The 23,709-nt window shown below is 33.1% G+C and carries 20 protein-coding genes and 1 pseudogene; 8 read left to right on the forward strand and 13 right to left on the reverse strand.

The genetic code is table 11. The features are described 5' to 3' along the window. Positions 1 to 90 precede the first annotated feature (90 nt). The 3 genes from pth to BLQ93_RS06890 are packed head-to-tail and all read right to left on the reverse strand — an operon-like array spanning position 91 to position 2,192. A complete protein-coding gene (pth, locus tag BLQ93_RS06880) occupies positions 91 to 663 on the reverse strand; it encodes an aminoacyl-tRNA hydrolase (protein ID WP_092129173.1) in 573 nt (190 codons plus the stop codon). Positions 664 to 672: 9 nt separating this feature from the next. Next, entirely contained in the window at positions 673 to 1,245 is a 573-nt protein-coding gene (locus tag BLQ93_RS06885; protein ID WP_092129175.1) for a 50S ribosomal protein L25, read from the reverse strand. 11 nt (positions 1,246 to 1,256) lie between these two features. Further along, entirely contained in the window at positions 1,257 to 2,192 is a 936-nt protein-coding gene (locus tag BLQ93_RS06890) for a ribose-phosphate diphosphokinase (protein ID WP_025391206.1), read from the reverse strand. Between the two features lie 314 nt (positions 2,193 to 2,506). Between BLQ93_RS06890 and BLQ93_RS06895 the strand changes: the two genes are divergently transcribed. The 3 genes from BLQ93_RS06895 (at position 2,507) to BLQ93_RS06905 (ending at position 5,987) form a co-directional block, all read left to right on the forward strand. Continuing rightward, positions 2,507 to 3,670: an NRAMP family divalent metal transporter gene (locus BLQ93_RS06895; RefSeq protein ID WP_092129177.1), complete on the forward strand. Its 1,164-nt coding sequence runs from the start codon at positions 2,507 to 2,509 to the stop codon at positions 3,668 to 3,670. 87 nt (positions 3,671 to 3,757) lie between these two features. Then, positions 3,758 to 4,360 (forward strand): IS607 family transposase, encoded by a 603-nt coding sequence (locus tag BLQ93_RS06900; RefSeq protein ID WP_092129179.1) that lies wholly within the window; start codon positions 3,758 to 3,760, stop codon positions 4,358 to 4,360. Beyond that, a complete protein-coding gene (locus BLQ93_RS06905; protein WP_092129180.1) occupies positions 4,353 to 5,987 on the forward strand; it encodes an RNA-guided endonuclease InsQ/TnpB family protein in 1,635 nt (544 codons plus the stop codon). The genes BLQ93_RS06900 and BLQ93_RS06905 overlap by 8 nt, the downstream gene beginning before the upstream one ends. A gap of 135 nt (positions 5,988 to 6,122) precedes the next feature. Here the strand turns inward: BLQ93_RS06905 and BLQ93_RS06910 are convergent, their stop codons facing one another. From BLQ93_RS06910 to pilB, 6 genes are read right to left on the reverse strand one after another with little or no spacing between them, the layout of a single operon-like run. Continuing rightward, positions 6,123 to 6,887, reverse strand: a complete 765-nt coding sequence (locus BLQ93_RS06910) for a slipin family protein (protein WP_038572152.1) — start codon at positions 6,885 to 6,887, stop codon at positions 6,123 to 6,125. 3 nt (positions 6,888 to 6,890) lie between these two features. Next, complete coding sequence (locus tag BLQ93_RS06915) at positions 6,891 to 7,334, reverse strand: NfeD family protein (protein WP_025391203.1); 444 nt, start codon at positions 7,332 to 7,334, stop codon at positions 6,891 to 6,893. Then, on the reverse strand, positions 7,331 to 7,825 hold the full coding sequence (locus BLQ93_RS06920) for a MogA/MoaB family molybdenum cofactor biosynthesis protein (protein WP_038572149.1): 495 nt from the start codon (positions 7,823 to 7,825) through the stop codon (positions 7,331 to 7,333). Before BLQ93_RS06920 ends, BLQ93_RS06915 begins: the two co-directional genes overlap by 4 nt. Further along, complete coding sequence (locus tag BLQ93_RS06925; protein WP_092129182.1) at positions 7,822 to 8,604, reverse strand: nitrilase-related carbon-nitrogen hydrolase; 783 nt, start codon at positions 8,602 to 8,604, stop codon at positions 7,822 to 7,824. The genes BLQ93_RS06920 and BLQ93_RS06925 overlap by 4 nt, the downstream gene beginning before the upstream one ends. After that, positions 8,601 to 10,736: an ATP-dependent DNA helicase RecG gene (locus BLQ93_RS06930; RefSeq protein WP_092129184.1), complete on the reverse strand. Its 2,136-nt coding sequence runs from the start codon at positions 10,734 to 10,736 to the stop codon at positions 8,601 to 8,603. Before BLQ93_RS06930 ends, BLQ93_RS06925 begins: the two co-directional genes overlap by 4 nt. Positions 10,737 to 10,739: 3 nt before the next feature. Continuing rightward, positions 10,740 to 12,407, reverse strand: a complete 1,668-nt coding sequence (gene pilB / locus BLQ93_RS06935; protein WP_025391199.1) for a type IV-A pilus assembly ATPase PilB — start codon at positions 12,405 to 12,407, stop codon at positions 10,740 to 10,742. 147 nt (positions 12,408 to 12,554) lie between these two features. Here pilB and BLQ93_RS06940 point away from each other — a divergent pair. Then, positions 12,555 to 14,219 (forward strand): annotated as a pseudogene (locus BLQ93_RS06940) (acyl CoA:acetate/3-ketoacid CoA transferase). A 77-nt stretch (positions 14,220 to 14,296) separates the two neighbouring features. Continuing rightward, positions 14,297 to 14,962, forward strand: a complete 666-nt coding sequence (locus tag BLQ93_RS06945) for a nitroreductase (protein ID WP_092129186.1) — start codon at positions 14,297 to 14,299, stop codon at positions 14,960 to 14,962. A 3-nt stretch (positions 14,963 to 14,965) separates the two neighbouring features. On the opposite strand, the gene der is transcribed toward BLQ93_RS06945, so the two are convergent. The 4 genes from der to BLQ93_RS06965 all read right to left on the reverse strand — a co-directional run bounded on the left by der (position 14,966) and on the right by BLQ93_RS06965 (position 20,721). Then, positions 14,966 to 16,234 carry a ribosome biogenesis GTPase Der gene (der, locus tag BLQ93_RS06950; protein ID WP_092129188.1) on the reverse strand — a complete coding sequence of 423 codons (1,269 nt, stop codon included), beginning with the start codon at positions 16,232 to 16,234 and terminating at the stop codon, positions 14,966 to 14,968. Beyond that, complete coding sequence (locus BLQ93_RS06955; protein ID WP_092129190.1) at positions 16,231 to 18,288, reverse strand: glycoside hydrolase family 57 protein; 2,058 nt, start codon at positions 18,286 to 18,288, stop codon at positions 16,231 to 16,233. The genes der and BLQ93_RS06955 overlap by 4 nt, the downstream gene beginning before the upstream one ends. Before the next feature lie 75 nt (positions 18,289 to 18,363). Next, positions 18,364 to 18,708: a hypothetical protein gene (locus BLQ93_RS06960; RefSeq protein ID WP_092129192.1), complete on the reverse strand. Its 345-nt coding sequence runs from the start codon at positions 18,706 to 18,708 to the stop codon at positions 18,364 to 18,366. Between the two features lie 21 nt (positions 18,709 to 18,729). After that, on the reverse strand, positions 18,730 to 20,721 hold the full coding sequence (locus BLQ93_RS06965) for an aconitate hydratase (protein WP_092129194.1): 1,992 nt from the start codon (positions 20,719 to 20,721) through the stop codon (positions 18,730 to 18,732). A gap of 84 nt (positions 20,722 to 20,805) precedes the next feature. Here BLQ93_RS06965 and BLQ93_RS06970 point away from each other — a divergent pair, with 84 nt between their 5' ends. The 3 genes from BLQ93_RS06970 to fliN are packed head-to-tail and all read left to right on the forward strand — an operon-like array spanning position 20,806 to position 23,707. Next, positions 20,806 to 21,846 (forward strand): protein-glutamate methylesterase/protein-glutamine glutaminase, encoded by a 1,041-nt coding sequence (locus BLQ93_RS06970; RefSeq protein ID WP_159427510.1) that lies wholly within the window; start codon positions 20,806 to 20,808, stop codon positions 21,844 to 21,846. Positions 21,847 to 21,849: 3 nt separating this feature from the next. Beyond that, positions 21,850 to 22,818, forward strand: a complete 969-nt coding sequence (fliM, locus tag BLQ93_RS06975) for a flagellar motor switch protein FliM (RefSeq protein ID WP_092129198.1) — start codon at positions 21,850 to 21,852, stop codon at positions 22,816 to 22,818. A 10-nt stretch (positions 22,819 to 22,828) separates the two neighbouring features. Continuing rightward, positions 22,829 to 23,707, forward strand: a complete 879-nt coding sequence (gene fliN / locus BLQ93_RS06980; protein ID WP_025391190.1) for a flagellar motor switch protein FliN — start codon at positions 22,829 to 22,831, stop codon at positions 23,705 to 23,707. Positions 23,708 to 23,709: the final 2 nt, after the last annotated feature.

Genomic DNA, 23,709 nt, shown 5'->3' on the forward strand with positions numbered 1-23,709 from the left:
ATTCATAACTTTTGTCAATTTAGCTAGTACATCATTTTAAGGACACCGCCCGAAGAACTTTATTGCTTACAACCCATCCTCAGAGCAAATCTAGTTATTATATAAATTTGCCGCTTTTTCAAATCCATCCGCCACAACTTTCATACAAGCTTCGCATGCAATTTCAGCGCTTTGACTTAAATTTTTTTTTTCATCTTCGCTAAGTTTTTTTAACACATAATTTGCTACATCACCCTTAAAAACATTTACCAATGATATATTTCTCACTCCAATCTTTACCTGCACAAAAGCTTTTGAGCCCAAAGTGTCAATAATTGATTGTATACCTTTGTGCCCACCGCTTGATGAATTCCGCTTAAGTCTAATTCTCCCAAGCTCTATATCAATATCATCCCTTACTACAATTAGGTTTTTTATGTCAATTTTGTAAAAACTAACAATTAAACCTACAGCCTTTCCGCTTAAGTTCATGTAGGTGGTTGGTTTTACAAGCAATACTTTTGTCTGTTCAATGTAAGACAATGCATACATTGCATGAAATGAGCTTGTAGTAAATTTTGCACCTAGTTTTGTTGCTATTAAGTCAAGAACTAAAAAACCTGCATTATGAAAAGTATTTGCGTAAACCTCACCAGGATTTCCAAGCCCAACAATTACATGCATAAAAGATTATTAAGTTTGAGGAGTTTCAGTTTTCTCTTCAGCCAATTCTTCCTTAGATTTACCTACAACACCTACAATTTCAAAATTTTTACTGCTTGCTATCTTTACTCCTTCGGGAAGTTCTAAATCAAATGCATGAATAGAATCGCCAATTTCCAGATTTGTTACATCTAAAACTATTTCATGCGGTATTTTATCTGGTAGGCTGTTTAGTGCAATTTTCTTTCTTGGCTGATACAAATCACCACCTGCTTTTACACCTTTTGGTTCGCCTTTTAGCACAATTGGCACTTCTATATTAATGTGCTTGTTTGGGTCAAATTTATAAAAATCTACATGGTAAATATCAGAAGTTACGGGGTGTTTTTGTACTTCTTTTATAATGCATCTAAAAGTCTCGTTATCAAAGCTAACCTCAAAAATATCAGTTCGTCTTGCTTTTCTTAAAATTGCAAGTGTTTCTTTTTTATCCAGGCTTATATTAATAGGCTTAGGCAATTGCCCATAAATTACAGCAGGTATGCGGTTTTGTTTTCTAAGTGTTTTTGCCTTTGCATCCCTGATTTGTGCTTTAAATTGCATTGTTCCTCCTTTTAATCAAACAGTGAACTCACCGATTCTTTATTATAAATTCTTCTAATTGCTTCCCCAATAACATTGGCAACAGAAAGCGTTTTTATCTTTTTGCAATCCCTATCTTTATTCCACACAAGTGTATCTGTAACAACAAGTTCTTTTATAGGAGAGTTTTCTATTCGTTCAAGCGCAGGTCCAGAAAGTACAGGATGTGTACAACATGCATAAATTTCCAATGCACCTTTTTCTGCCAAAGCAATACTTGCATTTACAATTGTACCTGCTGTATCTATAAGATCATCTACAAGCACAGCGGTTTTTCCCTCTACTTCACCTATAATATGTAGCACTTCGCTTACATTGGGTTTAGGTCTTCTTTTATCTACAATAGCAAGACTGCATCCAAGCTTTTTGCCCAACTCTCTAGCTCGCTCAACGCCACCTGCATCTGGTGAAACTATGACAATATCTTCCTTGTGAAGTTCACGAATATAATTAGCTATAACAGGCGACGCATATAAGTGGTCAACCGGTATATCAAAAAAACCTTGGATTTGACCAGCATGTAAATCCATAGCCACAATCCTGTCTGCTCCAGATACAGTAAGCAAATCTGCCATAAGTTTTGCACTTATTGGCACACGTGACTTTACTTTTCTATCTTGCCTAGCATACGCATAATATGGTAAAACAACAGTTAGGGAATTCGCGCTTGAGCGTTTTATCGCATCCATTGTAACAAGCATCTCCATTATGTTTTCATTAACGGGTCTAGATAAAGAACAAATCAAAAATACATCGGAGCCTCGAATGTTTTCCTTTATCTGAACCGAAACTTCACCATCGCTAAAGCGCGAGATCTCTGTATCGACAATTGGCTCATTAAGATAATCACTTATTTTTTGAGATAATTCCTTGTTAGCTGAGCCAGCAATTAACTTTAGACCCCTCATCAAAACCACCTTTTTAAAGCACTATAGATAAATAATAAATTTAAAACTCTACTTTAGCCCTTTTTTTAAAAAACGTATCTGGCTTTAACCTACCACACAAAAGCCCTTCAAAACTTACCAGCTTAATCTACCAAATAGCGCTGATTTTGTCAACAATATGTAGATTAAAAGGACTTTTAAATACAACAAGTATTTATGCTTGACTCAATTTAATTTAGTTGACTTTTTATATTTGATTTATATGAGACTAATTATTCTTTTAAGTTAGAGGAACACTTTATGAAAAAAACTTCAAAATCTGGTTTTTATCCTTTTTGGCTGCATTTGGTCCGGGTTTTATAGTGATGATTGCGGGTGTGGACGCCGGTTCAATTACAACAGCTTTTGTGTCAGGTGCAAAATATGGCTATACTCTGATACCTTTACAAATATTGCTTATACCATTGTTATATATAGTACAAGAAATTGCATCAAGACTTGGATGCGTTACAAGTAAAAGGCATGGCGAGTTAATCCGTGAATATTTTGGTGAAAATTGGGCTGCGTTTTCCACTATTTTATTACTTGTTGTGGTTTTTAGCGCACTTTTAACAGAGTTTTCAGGTATTGCAGCAAGTTCAGAAATTGTAGGTATACCAAAGGATTATTCTATTATTACAAGCGCATTGTTATTAGTTTTTGTAGCTTTAAGCGGCAAATATAAGCGCGCAGAAAATATCGCTATTATCTTTTCTTTAGTCTCTTTCGCTTTTATACCTGCTTGCTTAATATCTCATCCAAATTATTCAGAAATAGCAAAAAGTTTCAGTTTAGCTCAACCTTTTAATAACAAAAATTACCTTTTCCTTATAGCTGCAAATGTAGGTGCAGTTATCATGTCATGGATGATTTACTACCAACAAAGTGCTACAGTGGAAAAACGCTTGCAAGCTTGCGATATAAATTTTGCAAAATGGGATACTTTAATCGGGAGCTTTGCAACGCAAATTTTAATGATTGTAGTAATTATACTTGGCGCATCTGTGCTATATAGAGAACATATTTCTCCTAATAATGCTTGTAACTTTGCTCTGGCTTTGGTGCCAATTGCAGGAAAATACAGCGCATTGCTATTTGCTGTTGGACTTTATGCTTCAAGTATTTTAGCTGCATTTGTTGTATCTATGTCGTTTGCGTGGGCATCTGGCGAAACCTGGAATTTTGGTCATTCTCTAAATGCTAATTTTAAGCAAGAAAAATTATTTTACTTAATATACATTACTTTAGTTGCCCTAAGTGCGATTATTATATTAATACCTGGAATACCACTTGTAAAAATTATGGTCGATGTAGAAGCTTTTAATGGTTTTGTATTACCAATCGGTTTTTTAATAGCACTTGCAAGCAGCAAAAAAATACTCAAAAATTATTCGTATTCTAAAGCTTATATAAGCATAGTTGCACTTCTTGCTTTAGCAATTATCGTGTTAGGTATATAGTTCCCTCTTTCATTAACTTTATTCTATTATATTCTTTTTTTTTATTAAAAACCTTGACTTTTTCTGATTTAGGAATATAATATAATTATGAAAACAAAAGAAGTTTTAAACCTGCTGCGTATTACACGCCAAACACTTACTAAATATGTCAAAAACGGAACAATAAGAGTAACTGTTCTTCCAAGCGGACATTATGATTATAACGATGAAGATGTATATAAGATATTTAACAAAGGCATAAACCGCCAGACTGTGATATATGCAAGAGTGTCAACAAGGAAACAAAAACAGGATTTAGAAAACCAGATAGAAATGCTCAAAACATTCTGTTACTCAAACGGCTGGACTATTAATGCAGTATTTTCCGACATTGCATCCGGTATAAGTTTTAAAGACAGAAAAGAGTTTTTTAATATGCTTGATTTAGTCATAGCAGGAAAAATAGAAAGAGTAATTATTTCATACAAAGACAGGCTTTCAAGGGTTGGTTTTGATCTATTTGGTTATCTGTTTAAAAAATACAATACGCAAATAGTTGTTGTAAACGAAATTGGTTCTAAAAAACTGGACAGCGAAGAGATATTTGAAGAAATAGTAAGCCTGCTTCATTGCTACTCTATGAAACTCTACAGCAAAAGAAAAAAAACGCTCATAGATCAGCTTATTAAGGGAGACAGCAGCAATGATTAAATCTGTTTTGTTTACTTCTAAATACTACAATAAAACCAAAGGCGAAGACGTTTTTGCTGTGCTGAAACGAACAACAGAGATTAAAAACAAACTTTCTGAGTGTATTTACGCTAACAGGCATCTCCTCTTAGTTTCAGACGGCATTAAAAAGCTTAACGCACTTTACAGTAGTGTTAATCTTTACAATGATGAAACAGCTGAAAATCCGACAAAAGACCCACTCATCCCTGCATGGAACATCCAGAAAGAACATCAAATGCTTGTAGATAACTATAAAAACGCTTTAAACAAGCGCCTGCAGAACTTCAAAGTCAGACTGCAAAGTGAAATGATTATAGAACGCTACAAAAAAGACACAAAATATGCTAAAAAAGGCGATACAAAGCGTTTTGAAATAAAATTCAAATCAACAAAACTTACAAAGTTTGTCAAATACCTTGTTTACCTTGAGTTAGACAAAGACATACTGCCGCAGCTTAAAAATGAAGGTATTACAGCTTTGTATGAGTATTACAAAACCAAGCCTTATTTTGCCCGCATTGTAAACCTTGCAAAAAACATACAAACAAGAATTTTAAACAAATTAAAGCTTATAAAGTTTACAGAAACATCTTCTTTACTGCTAGACCACACTGTAAATAAAGCCCGCATTGATTACGATAATGAAAATACTCTGTATAAATACTGGTTTGTATTTAGAATGAAAAACGGCAAAGAATTTAGATTGCCACTGCAGATAAACGATGATTACCACAACGGAACTAGAAAGCCTACAGCAAAAGAATTTGTCATTTATCCGTCTGCTAAAGGCAATAAGATAAACATAGCAACTGTCTATGAAGCAGAAAAGCCTACATTCAAGCCTTACAGCAAACCTATAGGCATGGACTTGAATCTTAAAAACAACTTTGCCACTCTTTCTGATGGTTACATAGTAGATTACGACCGAAACTATATGAAACGTATTGTGTCAAACCTTAAAGAGTTAGATCAAATAGGTTATCAGAATCTAACAGCTAAACAGCTTAAAAAACTTAAAAAAATATACAGACAGCTTGACTGGTATGTATCTTATCTCATATATAGTCTCTTAAACTATCTTGAAAAAAACAGCATTACAGATCTTGTAATAGAAGACCTTTTGTTATCTGGTAAGTTTGGCATTAATGAAGAATTTGACATAAAATACTCAAGACTTTCCAAGCTCCTGCACTTATCTAATGTTAAAAACAAGCTTATTACCCAGGCAGAAAAAAGAGGTATCAGGGTTCATATTACTCCAAGCCACTATACTTCTCAAACCTGCCCGGTATGCGGACATATATCAAGATCAAATAGAAAAACCCAGGAAGATTTTGAGTGTGAAAATTGCGGACACAAAGCTAACGCAGACTTAAACGCAAGTAAAAATATTCTTTTAAGATTTGTTTCAGATGTTCTGAAAACAAATCTTCATAATACCGATGATTATGGCAGGTTAACGCCTAAGAAACTCAACAATTACACGATTAAAAACATACTCAATCGGTATTATGTAGACATCAGGCAGTGTTGCATCACCCCGTTTGTGCCTGATCCGTTAAGTGTTGGTAATGCAGAATTTATTAAAAATGCTAACAATATTTAACGGAGTTAATGAAATCGCGGGTGTATTCTGTTATTGTGTAATCTCAAAAAAGCTTTAATAGTAAAAACCACTTAATAGAATTAAAATATCACTAGTATTTCTCTATTTTAAAAGCAATAACAAAAATTTAAGCTTTTAGGCTTGTTCTTTTTGAGCAATTGATTTTCCAATTTCCCTTAATATATCAAGCGGAATAGGCAAAATCGTGGTTGTGTTGTTTGTAGAAGAAATCTCATTTAATGTTTGAAGGTATCTAAGCTGGAGTGCTATTGGATTTTGTGATATAATGCGTGCTGCTTCGTTTAATTTTTCAGCTGCTTGATATTCACCATCAGCGTTAATAATTTTAGCCCTTCTATCTCTTTCTGCTTCAGCCTGGCGCGCCATGGCTCTTTGCATATCCTGTGGTAAATCAATCTGTTTTAACTCAACAAGTGTTACTTTTACACCCCAGGCATCTGTGTGTTTGTCAAGAATTTCCTGGATTTCTGAATTAACTTTTTCACGTTCTGAAAGCAGTTTATCAAGCTCAGCCTGACCACAAACGCTTCTTAATGTAGTTTGCGCAAGCTGCTCTACTGCATATGCGTAATTTTTAATCTGAACTACTGCATTTAGAGCATTTACTACTTTAAAATACACAACGGCGTTTATTTTAATTGTTATGTTATCCTTTGTTATAACATCTTGCGGTTGCACTTCAAGTGTATTAATCCTTAAAGAAACCTTTGCCATACTATCAATAATTGGCCAAAGTATAATCAAACCAGGTCCTTTGACGCCTACTGCTCGACCAAGTCTAAAAATTACTGCTCTATCGTATTCTTGAACAATACGAATAGAGTTTAAAATAACAAGTAATAAAAAAATAACAACAACAATAAATACGATACTTTCCATAAACTATGCCTCCTTTTTTACAAATAATTTTAAAGATTCTTGTTTAATTACTGTAACTTTTTGGCCAATTTCTATATCAGAATCACTATATGCAGTCCAAATTTCGCCTTCTATTTCAATTTGACCTGGATTATCTTTTTTAATCGGTTTTTTGCATATACCAGTTTTTCCTACAAGATTTTCTAAAGTTTTCACAGGAAGCTTTTGAGCCTTTAAACCAAGACCAACTACAAAAACAACAAAAATAAAGATACCTATAAAAATAGGACATATAACGTACAAAAACACCGGCGGCAAACCATTAAAACCTAAATACAAAAAGTAAGTCCCAATTATAAATGATACCAAACCTACAAATGTAAAGATACCACCACTTGCAAAAAATATCTCTAGTGCTAAAAAAGTAAAAGATAAAAAAACCAGTACTTCGCCTATATCAACACTCATACTGCACCCGCACAAGGAGTTTGATCACCTTGTAATTTTTTTATCGTATGTTCAATTGCTTTATATATAAAACCAATATTTTCGATTGCCGCCTTTGGACTGCCTGGCAAGTTTATAATAAGCGTGTTCTTTCTTGTGCCCACGCATGCTCTTGAAACAATAGCCGTTGGTGTTTTTTCAAAACTTTTTAATCGCATAGCTTCTTCAAATCCCCAAAGTCTTTTTTCTATTACCTCCTGTGTAACATCGGGTGCAATATCGCGTGGAGCTATACCAGTTGAACCATTAGTTATTACTAAATCAACATTTGCTTCACAAAGCTCTAAAAGCTCTCTTTTAAGCGCATCTTTATCATCTGGTATTATTGTATAGTATGATAATTCCATAAAACCTAAATTTTTTTGAATAAAATCTATCAAAGCAGGCCCTGTTAAATCTTCTCTTTCTTTGGCATAACCTTTATCAGATAGTGTGATAATAGCAAATTTCATAATTTTTCCCCCATACAATTCAAATCATATGCTCTAATTAAACTTGGAAATTCTTTTTGAATTTTGCGTGAATATTCAGGATCAAAAACAACACTTTTTAAAGTTGTACAATCCAAAGCACACTCAAGAAGTAAACCATTTGGATCATAAACACTTGAATGTCCTGCACACATCCATTTACCAGATCTATCATTTGCATTGCAAGTTACAACAAACGCCTGATTTTCAATTGCTCTTGCACATGACAAACTCTGCCATGCATGTAGTCTTTCAACGGGCCAGATTGCACTCACAAGCAAAACCTGTGCACCATTAAGTGCTGCTTTTCTTAAAATTTCTGGAAAACGTAACTCAAAACATATACATACCCCAAATTTGACACCAAATAAATCAAATGTATTTGGTTGATTTTTATTGCCAGCTTTAAAATAATAGTCTTCTTTTGTTACTTCAAATAACTTGATTTTCGAGTACTTAAATAAAACTTTTCTTTCGTATAAACAGTAAAAAGTATTGTATATTTTATTGTCAATATTTTCCAAAAAAGTACCACAAATTGCAATATTTTTTGATTCTTCAAGCAATTTATCGATATATTTCGGTGAAAGTCTTGATAGTTTATCTAAATTTGTATAATCAAACCCAGACAAAAAAAGTTCAGGAAAAAGCACAAGATTGCTTCCATTTAATTTAGCTTTTTGTATCATATCCAAAGAAGTTTCATAATTTTTTTCCATATTGCCCTCAATAACTTGCATTTGAGCTACACTTATTTTCATATTACCCTCGCAAAAGAAAATTTTTTCTGCCACTTATGCTCCACCATCTTGATCAGTCCATTACTTAATGGATACTTTAGGCTCAAAAGCTCATAAATATCACTTTGGGCTTTTTCCAATAGTTCTCTATCATTTAGTATATCAGCAAATTCCAAATCTGGCAAACCATGTTGCCTTGTTGAGTAAATTTCACCACTCCCTCGCAAAATTAAATCTTGCTTTGCTATTTCAAAACCATCATTTGTAGAAAGCAATACATCAATGCGCCTTTTTGCCAATGAAGATATTCTATCTTTTGTAATTAAATAACAAAATGAATCCAGATCGCTTCTTCCCACCCTTCCCCTAAGCTGATGAAGCTGGGCAAGGCCATAATTTTCTGCGTTTTCAATTATTATAACTGTAGCATTGGGATTATCTATACCTACTTCAATTACAGTTGTGCTCATAAGACAATCAATCTTGCCATGTACAAAATCATGAAAAATTTTTTCTTTTTGAGCACTTTTTATGTTTGAGTGCAAAAAAGCACATTTAAATTCGCCAAAGTATTTATTTTTAATATCCTCATAACTTCCCATTAATGAATCAAAATCTACTTTTGACTGTGATTCTTCTATTAAAGCAAATACGATATAAACCTGATGTTTTTTTAATATCTCTTCTCTTGCATGCAAAAAGGCTTTATCTTCAGACTTTTTATAAAGATGAATTGTATGAACCGCTTTTCTATTTTTTGGCATAGAACGGATTTCAACAATTTTAGTTTTACCATAAATTGCAAAAGCCAGACTCCTTGGTATAGGAGTTGCACTCATAATTAACATATAAGCGCTTTTTCCTTTGCTTGAGAGAATTTTTCTTTGGTCAACGCCAAAGCGGTGCTGTTCGTCAATCACCAAAAAACCCAAATTACTAAACTCAAGCTTTTCGTTTAGCAAAGCGTGCGTTCCTATCAAACAATGAATTTTAAAATCTTTAACTGCTTGATAAATTTCATTTTTTTTCTTTGTTGTACTGACAAGCAAACCTACATTAAATCCCTCATCCTCTAAAAACTTTTTTGCAACCGTAAATGTTTGTTCTGCAAGGCTTGTGGTTGGAGACATTATACAAACCTGGTAATTGTTTTTCAATACAGCCAAAGCGCAAATCAAAGCTACTATGGTTTTACCAGATCCTACATCACCTTGTAGCAATCTTGATGAAGTTTTGGCATAATGCATATCATTTAAAATTGTATTGATAGCTTTTTTTTGATCAATTGTAAGCTCAAATGGCAACTTTTTTTCTATTTTTTGTAAAAAATCCTCATCAAATTCAATACTGATTGGTTCATTTGCTTTATATGCTTCCTGCAAAGCAAGTCCTAGCTGCATCAAAAAAAGCTCATCATACTTTAAACGTTTTTCTATTTTTTCATCAAAAGCGCTTTTAACATGTAAAGCTTCAAATACTTCACTTAAAAATGGCAAATTGTTTCTTGCAATTATTGTATAAGGCAAATAATCATAAGGTGGGTTTGGTGATAATAATAAGTGCTGTTCTATAATTTTTTTAATTGTGGTGTTTTTAAGATTTCCAAACGAAGGATAGATTACCTCAATATGTGGTTTAAATTGACTAGATGCCTTTATGCGAGGATGGTGCATTTCTTTAAAAAGCCCAAATTCCGTTATTTTTCCTTCGCAAACAACGTGTGATCCAACCTTTATATTTTTCAGTATATGTTTTAAAAACTGATTAAGATTAAACCATTTACAATCAAGCCTGCCATAGCCATCATCAATTACAATTGTATAAGGATTACCAGCTTTTTTTGATACAACAGTACCTTGGATACAAGCATAATCTTTTGCGTGGATAATAGGCGTTATTTGAGTGTAATGTTCGTTTCGCAAAGGTTTTGTTAGTAGTAAATCCCAAACACAATAAATATGTTTTTTATTAAAAATTTTTTCTACCTGTGGCTTTAAAACAAGTTTTGATAACAACCAATCGGCACATTTATCAAACTTAAGCACTGAATTTTCTTTTTTAATATAAACTTCAGCGCTTTTATAATCTTTTAAATGGACAAATTTAAGAATTTGAGTTTCAAGTGAATTTAATACTTGTTTTGTTTTAAGCATTTTTTAAATTGTTACTTCGAGAACTTCATCAATTGTAGTAATACCATCCAAAACTTTTTTTATACCACTTTGCCTTAGTGTTTGCATGCCATTTTTAATTGCTATTTTTTTTATTTCATCTGTATTTGCACCAGAAATTATTGCTTTTTTTATCTGCTCATCTATTGGCATAACTTCATATATTGCTATTCGGCCTTTATAACCTGTATTGTTACAAAAAGCACATCCTCTACCACGATAAAAGGTAGTTTTAGTATTATCTAATCCTAGGTCTTTTATCAATGCTGGCTCTGGCTCATATGCAGTTTTACAAGACTCACAAATCTTTCTAACAAGTCTTTGTGCCAGTATAAGCCTTAGCGATGAAGAAAGTAAATAAGGAGCTATACCCATATCTACAAGCCTTGCTATGGCACTTGGTGCATCATTTGTATGAAGTGTTGACAATACTAAATGACCTGTTAGTGCCGCTCTAATTGCAATATCTGCAGTTTCTGTATCTCTAATTTCTCCAACCATAATAATATCTGGATCCTGTCTTAAAAATGAACGCAAGGCTTTTGCAAAAGTCAAACCAATTTCTTCGTTAATCTGAAGTTGATTTATACCTTCTAAATTATACTCTATTGGATCTTCTGCTGTTAGTATGTTTACGCCTATATTATTTAACAAATTTAGTGTTGCATAAAGCGTGGTTGACTTACCAGAACCTGTTGGGCCTGTAACTAAAATAATACCGTGTGGAGATTTGGCTGCTTTTATGTATTTTTCTAAATCTTCAGGCTCAAAACCCAAATCATTTAACTTAACTTTTATACTGGTAGAGTCTAAAATTCTCATAACACATTTTTCTCCAAAAGCCACAGGTATGGTAGAAACCCTCAAGTCAATTTCTTTACCTGATACCTTAAGCTTTATTCTTCCATCTTGAGGGAGTCTTTTTTCTGCAATATCTAAGTGAGACATGATTTTAATTCTTGAAATAATACTTAAAGCAAATTGTTTTGGTAAACGCATAGCTTCTATATTTTTACCATCAATTCTATAACGAATTCTTAAGATGTTTTCAAAAGGCTCTATATGAATATCTGAAGCCCTTGCAAAAATAGCATTTTCAATAATTGAATTAACCAATTTAATTAAAGGCGGATCATTTTCTTCTATAATAGTCTGAGTTTCTTCTTTAATTTCTTCTATAGTTTGCATCTGAGGTAGATTTTTTACAAATTCTTCAAGTTTGTTATACACAGTATAGCTTGTGTTTATAGCATTTATAATATCTTGTGGCGTCGTAATATATAAAACTACTTTTTTAATACCTGTTTTAAATCTAATTTCATCTATCAAATAGGTATTTTCTGTAGGATCAACTACGGCTATGTGGAGTTCATTGTCCGTTTTAGCAAAAGGTAAAATTAAACGCTCTTTAGCCACATCTTCTTTAATTACTGATAAAGCTGATTTATCAATAACGATATTACTTAAGTTAACTCTCTTTAAGTTAAACTGTCTACTTAGAACATCGGCAATATCTTCATCAGTTATTAAATTATGTTCTTTTAAAATTTCTCCCAAGCGTTTATTAGTTTTTTCCTGTTCAAGTATAGCTTGTTTTAGTTGTTCTTGTGTTATTTTCTGGTTATTTAGTAATAACTGTCCAATTAAAGACACATGACACCTCTTTTTTCAATTTTAACATTTTTTTATAAAAATAACAAATATAGCTGTTTAATAAAATTAATTTTAATTAATTTGACTTTTTAGGTTAAATCTTTTAGTATAGGCGCAAGAAAAAATTTTTTTAGGAGGTATGATTTAATGGGTCACGGAAAAGTTGTAAATGTTTCCGACGCATTAAGCGTTATCAAAGATGGCGATGTTGTTGCTATCTCAGGGTTTAATCTCTCAACCGCACCAGAGTACCTTATCTTGGAGCTTTTTGAGCAGTACAAAAAAACAGGCCATCCAAACAATTTATTTATCATCTAAGATACACTACCAGCTGTACCAGACAGAGGCCTTGACAAAGTCTTTTCTGAACTTTATCAAGATAAAAACCAAACGTTCATTAGAGGCGTTTTAATGCCTTTTATTGGTTGGTCGCCTGCTTTAATGAAAATGACACTTGAAAACAGAATTGAAGTGTATTCTTTTGCCATTGGAACGACTTCTTATTGGTTTAGGGAAGTTGCAAGCAATAGACCAGGATTATTAACAAAAGTTGGTCTTGGGACATTTTTAGACCCAAGAATCGATGGTGGTGCATCAAATGATATTGCAAAAGAGAAAAAGACCTGTAAAGTAGATGTGTTAAACATTAATGGTGAAGAGTGGCTACTCTATCAAGCACCAACGCCAGATGTAACACTCATCAGAGGCACAACAGCAGATGAAGATGGCAATATTTCAATGGAAGAAGAAGGCATATATGGTACAGTTCTAAATATGGCTCAAGCTGCAAAAGCGCTTCCAAATCAAGGTAAAGTTATTTGCCAGGTAAAGTATGTTGCACGAAAAGATACTATACCAACAAGAGAAGTAATTGTTCCAGCTCCACTTGTTGACTATGTGGTTGTAGCTCCCGATGCAGAAAAATATCATAAACTCTCTGGTAGCTATGTATATGACCCAAGGCTAGCCGGACATGTAAAAGCCAAAAAAACAAAAGAACTAGAAGAACTCCTGCCTGCACCAGATCAAATAAGGGATAGAATTGCAGCCGGTAGAGTTTTGATTGAAGTGATGAGAACAGCAGCAAAATTGAAAAAACCTTTGTTTGGTAACTTAGGTATAGGCATACCTGTGTATGTTTCCTGGCTTGCTGGCGAGCTAGGACTTAGCAATTTACTTGCTTTAACAGTTGAGCCTGGTCCAATTGGTGGTATTGCTTTAGTTGGACCAGATTTTGGCGTTGCAATATCTCCGCAGGCTTTGATTCCTATGCCTGATATGTTTACAAACTATGAAGGTGGCATTATAGACTTTGCTTCACTTGGTTTCATGGAAATAGATCCCAAAGGCAATCTAAATCCATCATATAGTTCAACTAGGGTGTCAGGCCCAGGTGGTTTTCCTGTAATTAGCGCAGGCTCACCTAGAACATTCTTTGCTGGTGGTTTTACTGCTGGCAAGTTTGATATAGATGCTGCTAAAGGAAAATTGATAATAAAAAATGACGGAAATATACCAAAGTTTAACGAAAAAATTGCAAAAATAGTATTTAGCGGTCCACAAGCCGTAAAAGCAAAAAAAGAAATCATTTATGTAACCGAAAGGGCTGTGTTTGGCCTAAATGAAAACGGTTTAATACTAAAAGAAATTGCACCAGGTATTGATCTTGAAAAAGATATATTAGCAAAGATGAACTTCAAGCCTCAAATTGCTGATAAACTTCAGACAATGCCAGAATGCCTATTCCACCAAAGTCTTGATCCATTAAAAGAATATGTAGATGACATTTTAGAAGAAGCTGGCCTTTTATAAAATCAAGGGGGGAAATTTCCCTCTTGATTTTTTCGCTTTTATTGTTTACACTTTAAATAAAAAGCAGGGGGTTTTAAATGACAGTTTCTGAAGCTATAAAATTAAGAAAATCAACACGGGCATTTTTAGACAAACCAGTTGATAAAGAAATACTCTACAAACTATTTGATATTGCAAGATTTGCTCCCTCAGGTCACAATGTCCAGCCATGGGAAATTTTAGTATTGACAGGAAAAACCAAAAAGCAATTAAGCGACGCTTTAGTAGAAGCTGTTAAAAGTGGCGTTGAAAGACAATACGATTACATCTATGAAGTCAAAGACATGCCCCAATACATAAAAGACAGGCGTAAAGCTTGCAACACAAGGGTATTTGAGTTTAAAAACTTGGATCCAAAAGATAAAGTTGCTTTACAAGAACACATATTGGAAAATTTCAGATTTTTCAATGCACCTGTAGAATTGCTTTTATTGAGAGAAAAAAATCTAGGCGAAAATACATTTATAGACATTGGCATTATGGCTCAAACTATTATGTTACTTGCTTTAGAATTTGGCCTTGCTACTTGTCCAAAAACATCCATTGCTGCATATGCTCCAATTATTAAAAAAACACTTAATATACCAGATACAAAAATAGTTGTTATGGGAATTTCATTGGGGTATCCGGATAATAATGCCTATATAAACAAATTAACTATGGATAGGATTGCCGTAGAAGATTTTGTAACATTTTATGATTAATCTTTAATCATTTTTAAAAATCAGCTTTAAAGGACAACCTGTAAATTTAAATATTGAATATAGCTGGTTTTTAACAAAGTGCTCGTAGTTTTTGGGCACTTTTTTTACATTTGTAAAAATAACAAAAGTAGGTGGTTTTATATCGACCTGATTAATAAATTTTATCCTTATAGGTTTGGAATTAACACTTACTGCATGGTGTTTTGCGCTTAAAAAACGAAATGCTTCGTTAAGATTGTGCGTTGAAACTCTTTTATTATAATATTCTTCAACAATACTTACATACTTAAAAATTTTATCGATGTTTTTTGATTCTTTAGCGCTTACCTTCAAAAATGGAACGAAATTTATAAAAGAAAGTCTGTTTTTTAAATCCTTAAAAACTTTTTCGGCATCTTTTTCAACCAAATCCCACTTATTAAACAAAACAATAATACCTTTGTGTTTGCGCTCAAGTATCGAAGCTATCTTTAAATCTTGTGTTGTTACGCCTTGACTGGCATCAATTACAAAAAGCGCTATATCACACCTTTCAATAGAAAACAATGTAAGGTAAGATGCCAATTTATCAAGGCTTTCTTTTTTTAATTTCAATCTTAAACCAGCCGTATCAATAATTTTATATGTTTTTTCATGATACTTTATTAAAGTTTCAACACTATCACGCGTTGTACCTGCATTATTGTCAACAATTGAGCGTTCCTTTCGTAAAATAGCATTAAACAAACTTGACTTTCCAACATTAGTTCTGCCAACAATAGCCAGTCTTGTATTGGCATCTTCAATCTTAACATTTTTCTCTATTAACTCATAGAGCCTTTCTTTTAGAATGTTTAGGTTGGTTCTACGCTTTGTTGAAATAAATATGGCATTTTTGAAACGAATATAATCGTAAAAAAATTCTTCATTTTTTTCATCTATTTTGTTAACAACAACAATGTATTTTTTTTTGAGTTTTGCAATCATTTTAAACAAAGATATGTCAAAATCATTTAAGGGTTCTTTTGCGTCAAATACAAGGATAACAATATCGCTTGATTCAATAGCTGCTTGCGTTTGTAAATTGATTTTTTTTGATAAAGCGTAGTCTTTATCATTTAATCCACCAGTATCTATAAGCATAGCGCTTTTATCCTTAATGTACATGTAATCGGCTATTCTATCCCTTGTTGTGCCAGGAATATCGCTTATTATACTTTTATTTTTGCCTATAAGTAAATTAAATAGGCTTGATTTGCCAACATTGGGTCTGCCTACTATAGAAACTATCATATAAACCAATTCTCATATTCAAAATTTCTGGATGGTATTTCAATAAGTATGTCTTTGTTGGTTGGAAATCTTTCTATAATTTGATTTTCATGTTTAATATTAATATGTAAATAAACTTTTTCTTTTTCATGGACACCTAAAAAATCTTTTGAAATCTTAAGTTCAAGAATCTTATCTATAGCATAATCCAGAAAATTCTCCTGTGCAATTATTTTTCCATTTCTATCAAATCTTTGGATATAACTTGACTTTTTTGATAGAAAAAGGAAGGTTTTAATATTGTCAAATATTTCTATGCAAATATCATATTTATCAAATAAATCATGTGGTCTGCTGTTAAAATCTACCCTCAAAAAAATATCGTTTTCATTAAAACCATAGTTAATTTTTTTAATCATTCTATCTGAAATACTCATTGCAGATTCTAGTTCTACAAATTCGCCAGATCCTGCCCATTCAAAATAAGAACTAATTATGCCATCAATTTTTGGGTTTATGAAACTAATTGGATTTTTGCTTTCCAGAGCGCTCACTTGTTTTTTAATAGGTAAATAAAGATCTTCGGGTGGATTTTTTTTTGCAAGTAAATAAGCTTTTATAAGCAAGTTTCTAAATAAATTATCAAACAAAACATCGTCTGTAGATGAGTGGTCTTTCCCATACCACCAGTTCCAATCACTACCTTGAGCTTTGTAAAGCTCTTGCATGCTTGCTTTGTTTGATCCAACCTCAAGGCGAGCTTTGTGTAGTAAATCCCATGCTTTGTTGTCCTCATCGTCGCCAATCCATATATTAAAATTAGCCCCAATCCACGAACCAGGCCAGATTTTGCTGAATTTTAGTTCTTTAATATCTTGTAGCTCTAGATACTCATTTGGAGTTGCAAGTTCGATTTTTGGGTCTTTTTGCAAGCTATCGTATAGATGGTTCAAAAAATCATAACCATTGTTATCATAGTATTCCCACGCATTTTCACCATCTAAAATTATACTTACAATTGAGCGTGGATTATTTGATTCTATAGATTTTATAGAGCCTAAAAAATCTTCTACTGCATCTTTGTAATTTAGATGTGAGTATACAAAACCTATTTTATCGGATAATGTATGGTCTCTAAAAAACATATGTAGCGATAAATTATTGTTTTCATATAAATACGGTTTATAAATATCACTGAAACCTGAATTTTTTATGATTTGCTCATCTGTTGCTGCAAATTTAAAACCACACTCAGCAATTAAACAAAGTGCTTCGTCACTCACGGAGCCTTCCGATGGCCACATACCTTCTATTTTAGATTCGAAAATGCGCTCCATATAGTTTTTTGCAGTTTGTATGTGCCATTTTGCATCTTCTTTGTAGCTAAATTTTTTTGGTAAATTAATTTCTGGGTTTGAAACTTTTGCTATATCAGTATCAATAAGCAAAGGCAAAATTGGATGGTAAAATGGTGTTGTGGTTAAACAAATATCACCATTGTGGACAGCTTTTTTATATTCTGGTACAATCGATTGAAGAATTTGGAGTTGTTTGTCAAGCAAGTATTGTTTTTCTTCTTCACCAACTGTACTTAAATTTTCTTCTATTCTTTTTATTGTTTCATCTTTTTGAAGATTCCCAAACCACGAAAGTAAATAAGCTACTTCACATATTAAAATTTCTTCATCACTAAAAACATTCAAAATATTTGCATTAGCATTTTGTTTTTTATGGTAAAGTTGCCTGTATTTTGGCATTGTTTGTATAATGTTGGGGTTTATTTTAAAAGAATCTTCTAAAATATACAACTTCTGCTTATCGTTAAGCTCTTTAACGGGCTTTGCAAGTAAACTTGCTGTGCTTTCGCATTCCAGGCTTTTATAGGACAAAATTTGATTTACAAGTACAGGCGTTAGATTGAAAGTAACACGTGCATTGTTGTTTTGGGCAATTTTTAGCATATCAAGGTAGTCTTTTGAAGCGTGAAGCCTTACCCAGCTTGCTAAATATTTACCTTCAATATCGTTTTTGTAGTAGGGTTGATGCATGTGCCAGACAAAAGAAACAAATACCATACTTAATTATTATAATCTTTTAAAAATTGATTACAACAAGAAAATTTAGGAGAGCTTTTGACTCTCCTAAAAAATTTAAAACACAATTATACTATAGCCATCTTTTATGTATGGTTCAAGTGCAACATGATTATCAAGATTTCCAATTACTGGCAAACCTTGAGCCTCTGCAGCCTCTAAGCTTTTTGTAGCAATAGCACAGCCTTTGCAAACTGCCGCAATAGCACTTTTTATATCTTCATATGCAGCATTTAGGGGGTGATTTTTATCTGACATTTTTTGGACAACGCTTGTTGCATAACCTTCCAATATAATTTTGACATCATAATTCTTCTTTCTTAGATCTTTTACATTTAGAAATAAATGAAAATAATCCATTGTATTTGATGGGTCTTTTAATACATAAAATAATGTTTTCATTACTTTCCTCCTTTTTATTTTTTAGGAATCAAAAACTATTTCTTTAAAGCTTTTACCTGGAAAATCTTTTGCTAGTTTCATTGTGCCACCAGCCAGTATAGTTTTAATTTCTCTATCTGTTAAGTGATATTGCAAAGGTATAGAAATGCCTTTTGTTTCGTTATAAAGTATTACTTCTCCTTTGTTTTCGATTAGAGCTTTTCTTATGTTTGGTAATTTAATTCTATCGCCTTGATCGATTTTTTCATAATCGTCTGGGTTCTTGAAAGTTAACGGCAATATGCCAAAATTTATAAGGTTAGCTCTATGTATACGTTCAATAGCTTTTGCGATAACAGCTTTTACACCTAAATACATAGGACATAAGGCTGCATGCTCTCTTGATGAACCTTGACCGTATGAATCGCCACCTACAATGATATTGTGAATACCCATTTTTTTATTTTCTAAACACCTTTGTGCAAATGTTGGATCCCTTTTTACGAAAACATACTCAGCATACTTTGGCACATTAGAACGATACTTTAACAAATCACCTGCTGGCATTATATCATCTGTAGTTATTTTATCTCCAAATTTGCCAGCAACTTCGCCAATCAAATCGGATGGCATAGCGCTACCACCAGGAGGATCAACAATATTTGGACCTTTATAAAGCTCAATTTTTGACGCTTCAGATTCACTTGCTGGTGGTATAATTAAAGAATCATCTATTGTAAACTCGCTTGGCACTTCTACTTTTGGATATTTGATACCAAAGAGTTTCTCCAAATCTCTTGGGTCCGTTATCTTTCCGGTTAAAGCACATGCAGCTGCTGTTTCTGGGCTCACTAAGTAAACTTTAGCTGTAGTTGTTCCACTTCTTCCAAAAAAATTTCTGTTATTAGTCCTTATGGAGACTGCATTATTTCTTGGGGCTTGACCTGCACCTATACAAAAACCACATGCTGATTCTAAGATTCTAGCACCGGCTGCTATAATATGGCTTAATTCACCTTCATCTGCAAGCATTCTTAAAACTTGCTTTGATCCTGGCGCATAACCAAAGCTAACATTTTCGTTTGCTACTTTACCTTTAAGAATTTCTGCCAATATTTTGCCGTCTTTGTAAGAAGAGTTTGTGCAGCTTCCAACCATAACCTGATCTACAGGTGTACCTTCAACATCCCTTACGCGAACAACATTATCTGGTGAATGGGGTTGAGCTATCATTGGTTCAAGTTCATTGAGGTTAATTTCGATTACCTTATCATACACTGCATCAGGATCTGCTTCTAAAGGTATCCAGTCTGATTCTCTCTTTTGCGCTTTCAAAAAATACCTTGTTGTTTCATCTGATGGAAAAACACTTGTTGTAACACCAAGCTCTGCACCCATATTTGTAATTGTAGCGCGCTCTGGAACACTTAGGTGTTTTACACCATCTCCAAAATACTCCGCTATCCAACCAACATTACCTTTTGTCGTAAGTATTTGAAGCACTTTCAAAATAATATCTTTTGCTGAAACCCATGGCTGAAGCCTGCCAGTTAGTTTAATACCAACGATTTTTGGCCTTGGCATATAAAATGGCATACCTGCCATAGCACTTGCCACATCAAGTCCACCAGCGCCAATTGCTATCATACCAATACCGCCACCTGTTGGCGTATGCGAGTCAGAACCAAGCAATGTTTTACCTGGTTTTCCAAAACGTTCTACATGAACTTGATGACATATACCATTGCCTGCTTTTGATAAATAGAGTCCATACTTTTTTGCAAATGTTTGCAAATATGTATGGTCATCTGCATCCTCAAAGCCCATCTGGATTGTTTTGTGGTCAATGTAGCTTACAGAAACTTCAGTTCTGACACGAGGTGTACCCATTTGTTCAAACTGGAGATCTGCCATTGTGCCTGTTGCATCTTGTGTGAGTGTTTGATCAATTTTTATACCAATCTCGTCTCCTTCTGTGAGGCTACCATCAACCAAATGCTCTTTGAGTATCTTTTGAGCTACTGTCAATCCCATGCTCTACCTCCTAGAAAATTTATTTGCTTTTCTGACACAAAATTTATATTATTTCTTTATAAATGTCAAATCTTTGGAGAATTTATGGTTAGGGTTTTAGTTGTTGATGACTCGCTTATTTCAAGAAAATATTTAACAAGAATATTGGAAGAATCTGGTAAAATACAAGTAATAGATACAGCTTCAGATGGGCTAGAAGCCATAGAGAAAGCAAAAACTCTCAAACCTGATGTTATTACAATGGATGTAGAAATGCCAAAGCTTAATGGTCTTGAAGCGCTAAAGCGCATAATGATTGAAAACCCAACGCCAGTAATTATGGTATCTACCCTAACAACTGAAGGCGCAAGCACAACACTTGAAGCGCTTCATCTTGGTGCAGTTGACTATATACCAAAAAATGATGTTTTAAATTTCAATAAAATTACAAAAGACGCAAGAGAATTATTAATTGAAAAAATTATTGCAGCAAAAAATTCAAAAGTTGCCAAACCAAGACTTATTAAACAAACTGAACCTGTGTCTGTAAAACCTCCCAAAATATCTGAAATAACAAAAAAGGATGTAAGACTTATTGCTATTGCTACTTCAACTGGCGGTCCAGTTGCTTTAGAAAAAATAATGAGCGAATTTCCGAAAGTTAATGTGCCAGTTTTAATTGTACAACATATGCCTGCTACATTTACACCAATCTTTGCAAAATCGCTAGATAGAATTTCAACTATACCTATAAAAGAAGCCCAAGACCTAGAAATTGCTGAAAATGGCAAAGGTTATTTAGCTCCAGGTGGTTTACAGATGAGCGTATATGAAAAAGGTGGTTTGCTTATTATAAAAATCTCTGACCAGCCAAAGACAATTTATGTACCAAGCGCTGACGTTTTGTTTGAATCGTGCGCACAAACAACAAAAGACAAAACACTGGCAATTATTATGACAGGCATGGGAAATGACGGATACCAAGGCCTGGTAAAGTTAAAAAAAACAGGTGGTACAATTATTGCACAAAGCAAAGAATCTTGTGTCGTTTGGGGAATGCCAAGAAAACCTACGGAAAATAATATAGTTGATTATATAGGTGATTTAGAAGAAATACCAGAAATTGTTAAAAAAATTGTTGGATAAAAAATGGCAGAAATTTTGTCTCAAGAAGAAATAGATGCACTGCTTTCAGCAATAGGCAAAGAAGAAGCTCCCCAAGAATTACCAGAAACGCTTATTGAAGAAAAAGTATCTATATATGATTTTAAAAGGCCTGATAAAGTATCAAAAGAGCAAATAAGAGCATTAAAAAACCTTCACGATAAATTTGCAAGGAATTTTTCATCAAAACTTTCTGGTTTTTTGCGCACCATTATAGAAATAGACGTTGCAAGTGTAGACCAGATGACTTATGGTGAGTTTGTCCTATCATTGTCTCAATCTGTTAGCTTCAATGTTATAAATCTATATCCACTCGAAGGTAGTGGTATAATAGCAATAGAACCAGATATTGGCTTTGTGTTAATAGATAGATTACTTGGTGGCTTTGGAACAACTTTTCAAAATATAAGACCTTTTACAGACATAGAACAAAGTATACTATTAGATATTGTTAATTTGATGCTCAGTGATTTAAAAAACATCTGGGCTCCAATTGCAGAAATTAGATTCGAGGTTACAGCCCAAGAAACAAGTCCAAATGTAGTCCAAATCGTAGCACCATCAGAAGTAGTGGTATTAATTGTATTCGAAGTTAAAATGGGCGATTACAAAGGCATAATAAATTTTTGCATACCTGTTATAACACTTGAGCCAATTTTAACAAAAATAAGCACACACGATATGCTTTCAATTTCAAGAAAAGAGCATGTAAATAGGGTAGTAAATATTTTGCAAATTTTAGATAACGTTTTAATGAGAATCGAAGTATATTTGGGCGATTTCAATATAAGTGTGGAAAATTTTTTAAACTTAAAGCCAAATGATATATACATACTACATAAAAATACAAACGAATTTTCTGAAGTATATTGCAATGGTGTTAAAAAGTTCGAAGCAAAATTAGGTAAAGTAAAAAATAAAAAAGCTATCAAGATAGCTAAACTTACCTTTTAGGAGGCGCATCTTGTTTGATTTAAATAAAGACATTAAGTCAAATATTGAAATCTTTTTTACACAAGAAACTATTGTTTTAGAAGAAACAATAAAAAAAGCATTAAACATAGACTGTTTTGTAAAATTTACAAAAGCCCAGATTACAAATAAAATTGAAGAAGGTGATTTTTTCGGAAAATATAATCTAAATATCAATGGTGTAAATTTAGGATTATATGTATCCATGAATGCAAAATTGGCATCTATTATATCCGACTTGATGCTTATGGGGCCAGGTCAGGCTAAAGATATTTTAGACCCAGATGATATAGATTCTTTAAAAGAGCTATTTTCTCAAATTTTTGGTGCATATGCGCAAGTAATTAGAGAAAATGGCTATAAAGTTAGTTTTGATGGATTTTCTTCGGAGAAACCACAAGATGGCTCTTTTTTTGAATCAGAATTTGAAATTATTATTAAAAATATAACTGAAAGCTCTTTATATCAATATATAAATATTGATGAGTTTAAAAAAGTTTTGGATAGTTTAAAAATTGAAATCTCACAAAGTCAAGATACTAAAAATACCGCCCCTATATTTGAAATCGCAGATGAATCCAAGCACAATCAAGTTCAAGAGACCTCAAAAGACAATCTAAATTTACTAATGGATATAGAACTTAATGCCCGCGTAAGAATTGGCTCAAAACAAATGTTACTCAAAGATATTGTAAAATTATCAGAAGGCACTATAATAGACCTTGACAAAAATGTTGATGAACCAATGGAAATTTTAGTTAACGGCAAGACAATTGCCAAAGGTATAGTTGTAGTAGTTGGTGGCAATTTTGGCATAAAAATTACACATGTGGGTACAAAAGAAGATAGAATAAAAAGTCTTGGGGGTTAGTA

The sequence above is a fragment of the Desulfurella multipotens genome, assembly GCF_900101285.1.
Lineage (GTDB): Bacteria > Campylobacterota_A > Desulfurellia > Desulfurellales > Desulfurellaceae > Desulfurella > Desulfurella acetivorans.

What these genes read in the sequence shown, in the direction of transcription:
- pth (WP_092129173.1), bottom strand. Translation starts at nt 663, where the DNA reads ATGCATGTAATTGTTGGGCTTGGAAATCCTGGTGAGGTTTACGCAAAT.
- BLQ93_RS06885 (WP_092129175.1), bottom strand. Translation starts at nt 1,245, where the DNA reads ATGCAATTTAAAGCACAAATCAGGGATGCAAAGGCAAAAACACTTAGA.
- BLQ93_RS06890 (WP_025391206.1), bottom strand. Translation starts at nt 2,192, where the DNA reads ATGAGGGGTCTAAAGTTAATTGCTGGCTCAGCTAACAAGGAATTATCT.
- BLQ93_RS06900 (WP_092129179.1), top strand. Translation starts at nt 3,758, where the DNA reads ATGAAAACAAAAGAAGTTTTAAACCTGCTGCGTATTACACGCCAAACA.
- BLQ93_RS06905 (WP_092129180.1), top strand. Translation starts at nt 4,353, where the DNA reads ATGATTAAATCTGTTTTGTTTACTTCTAAATACTACAATAAAACCAAA.
- BLQ93_RS06910 (WP_038572152.1), bottom strand. Translation starts at nt 6,887, where the DNA reads ATGGAAAGTATCGTATTTATTGTTGTTGTTATTTTTTTATTACTTGTT.
- BLQ93_RS06915 (WP_025391203.1), bottom strand. Translation starts at nt 7,334, where the DNA reads ATGAGTGTTGATATAGGCGAAGTACTGGTTTTTTTATCTTTTACTTTT.
- BLQ93_RS06920 (WP_038572149.1), bottom strand. Translation starts at nt 7,825, where the DNA reads ATGAAATTTGCTATTATCACACTATCTGATAAAGGTTATGCCAAAGAA.
- BLQ93_RS06925 (WP_092129182.1), bottom strand. Translation starts at nt 8,604, where the DNA reads ATGAAAATAAGTGTAGCTCAAATGCAAGTTATTGAGGGCAATATGGAA.
- BLQ93_RS06930 (WP_092129184.1), bottom strand. Translation starts at nt 10,736, where the DNA reads ATGCTTAAAACAAAACAAGTATTAAATTCACTTGAAACTCAAATTCTT.
- BLQ93_RS06945 (WP_092129186.1), top strand. Translation starts at nt 14,297, where the DNA reads ATGACAGTTTCTGAAGCTATAAAATTAAGAAAATCAACACGGGCATTT.
- der (WP_092129188.1), bottom strand. Translation starts at nt 16,234, where the DNA reads ATGATAGTTTCTATAGTAGGCAGACCCAATGTTGGCAAATCAAGCCTA.
- BLQ93_RS06955 (WP_092129190.1), bottom strand. Translation starts at nt 18,288, where the DNA reads ATGGTATTTGTTTCTTTTGTCTGGCACATGCATCAACCCTACTACAAA.
- BLQ93_RS06960 (WP_092129192.1), bottom strand. Translation starts at nt 18,708, where the DNA reads ATGAAAACATTATTTTATGTATTAAAAGACCCATCAAATACAATGGAT.
- BLQ93_RS06965 (WP_092129194.1), bottom strand. Translation starts at nt 20,721, where the DNA reads ATGGGATTGACAGTAGCTCAAAAGATACTCAAAGAGCATTTGGTTGAT.
- BLQ93_RS06970 (WP_159427510.1), top strand. Translation starts at nt 20,806, where the DNA reads ATGGTTAGGGTTTTAGTTGTTGATGACTCGCTTATTTCAAGAAAATAT.
- fliM (WP_092129198.1), top strand. Translation starts at nt 21,850, where the DNA reads ATGGCAGAAATTTTGTCTCAAGAAGAAATAGATGCACTGCTTTCAGCA.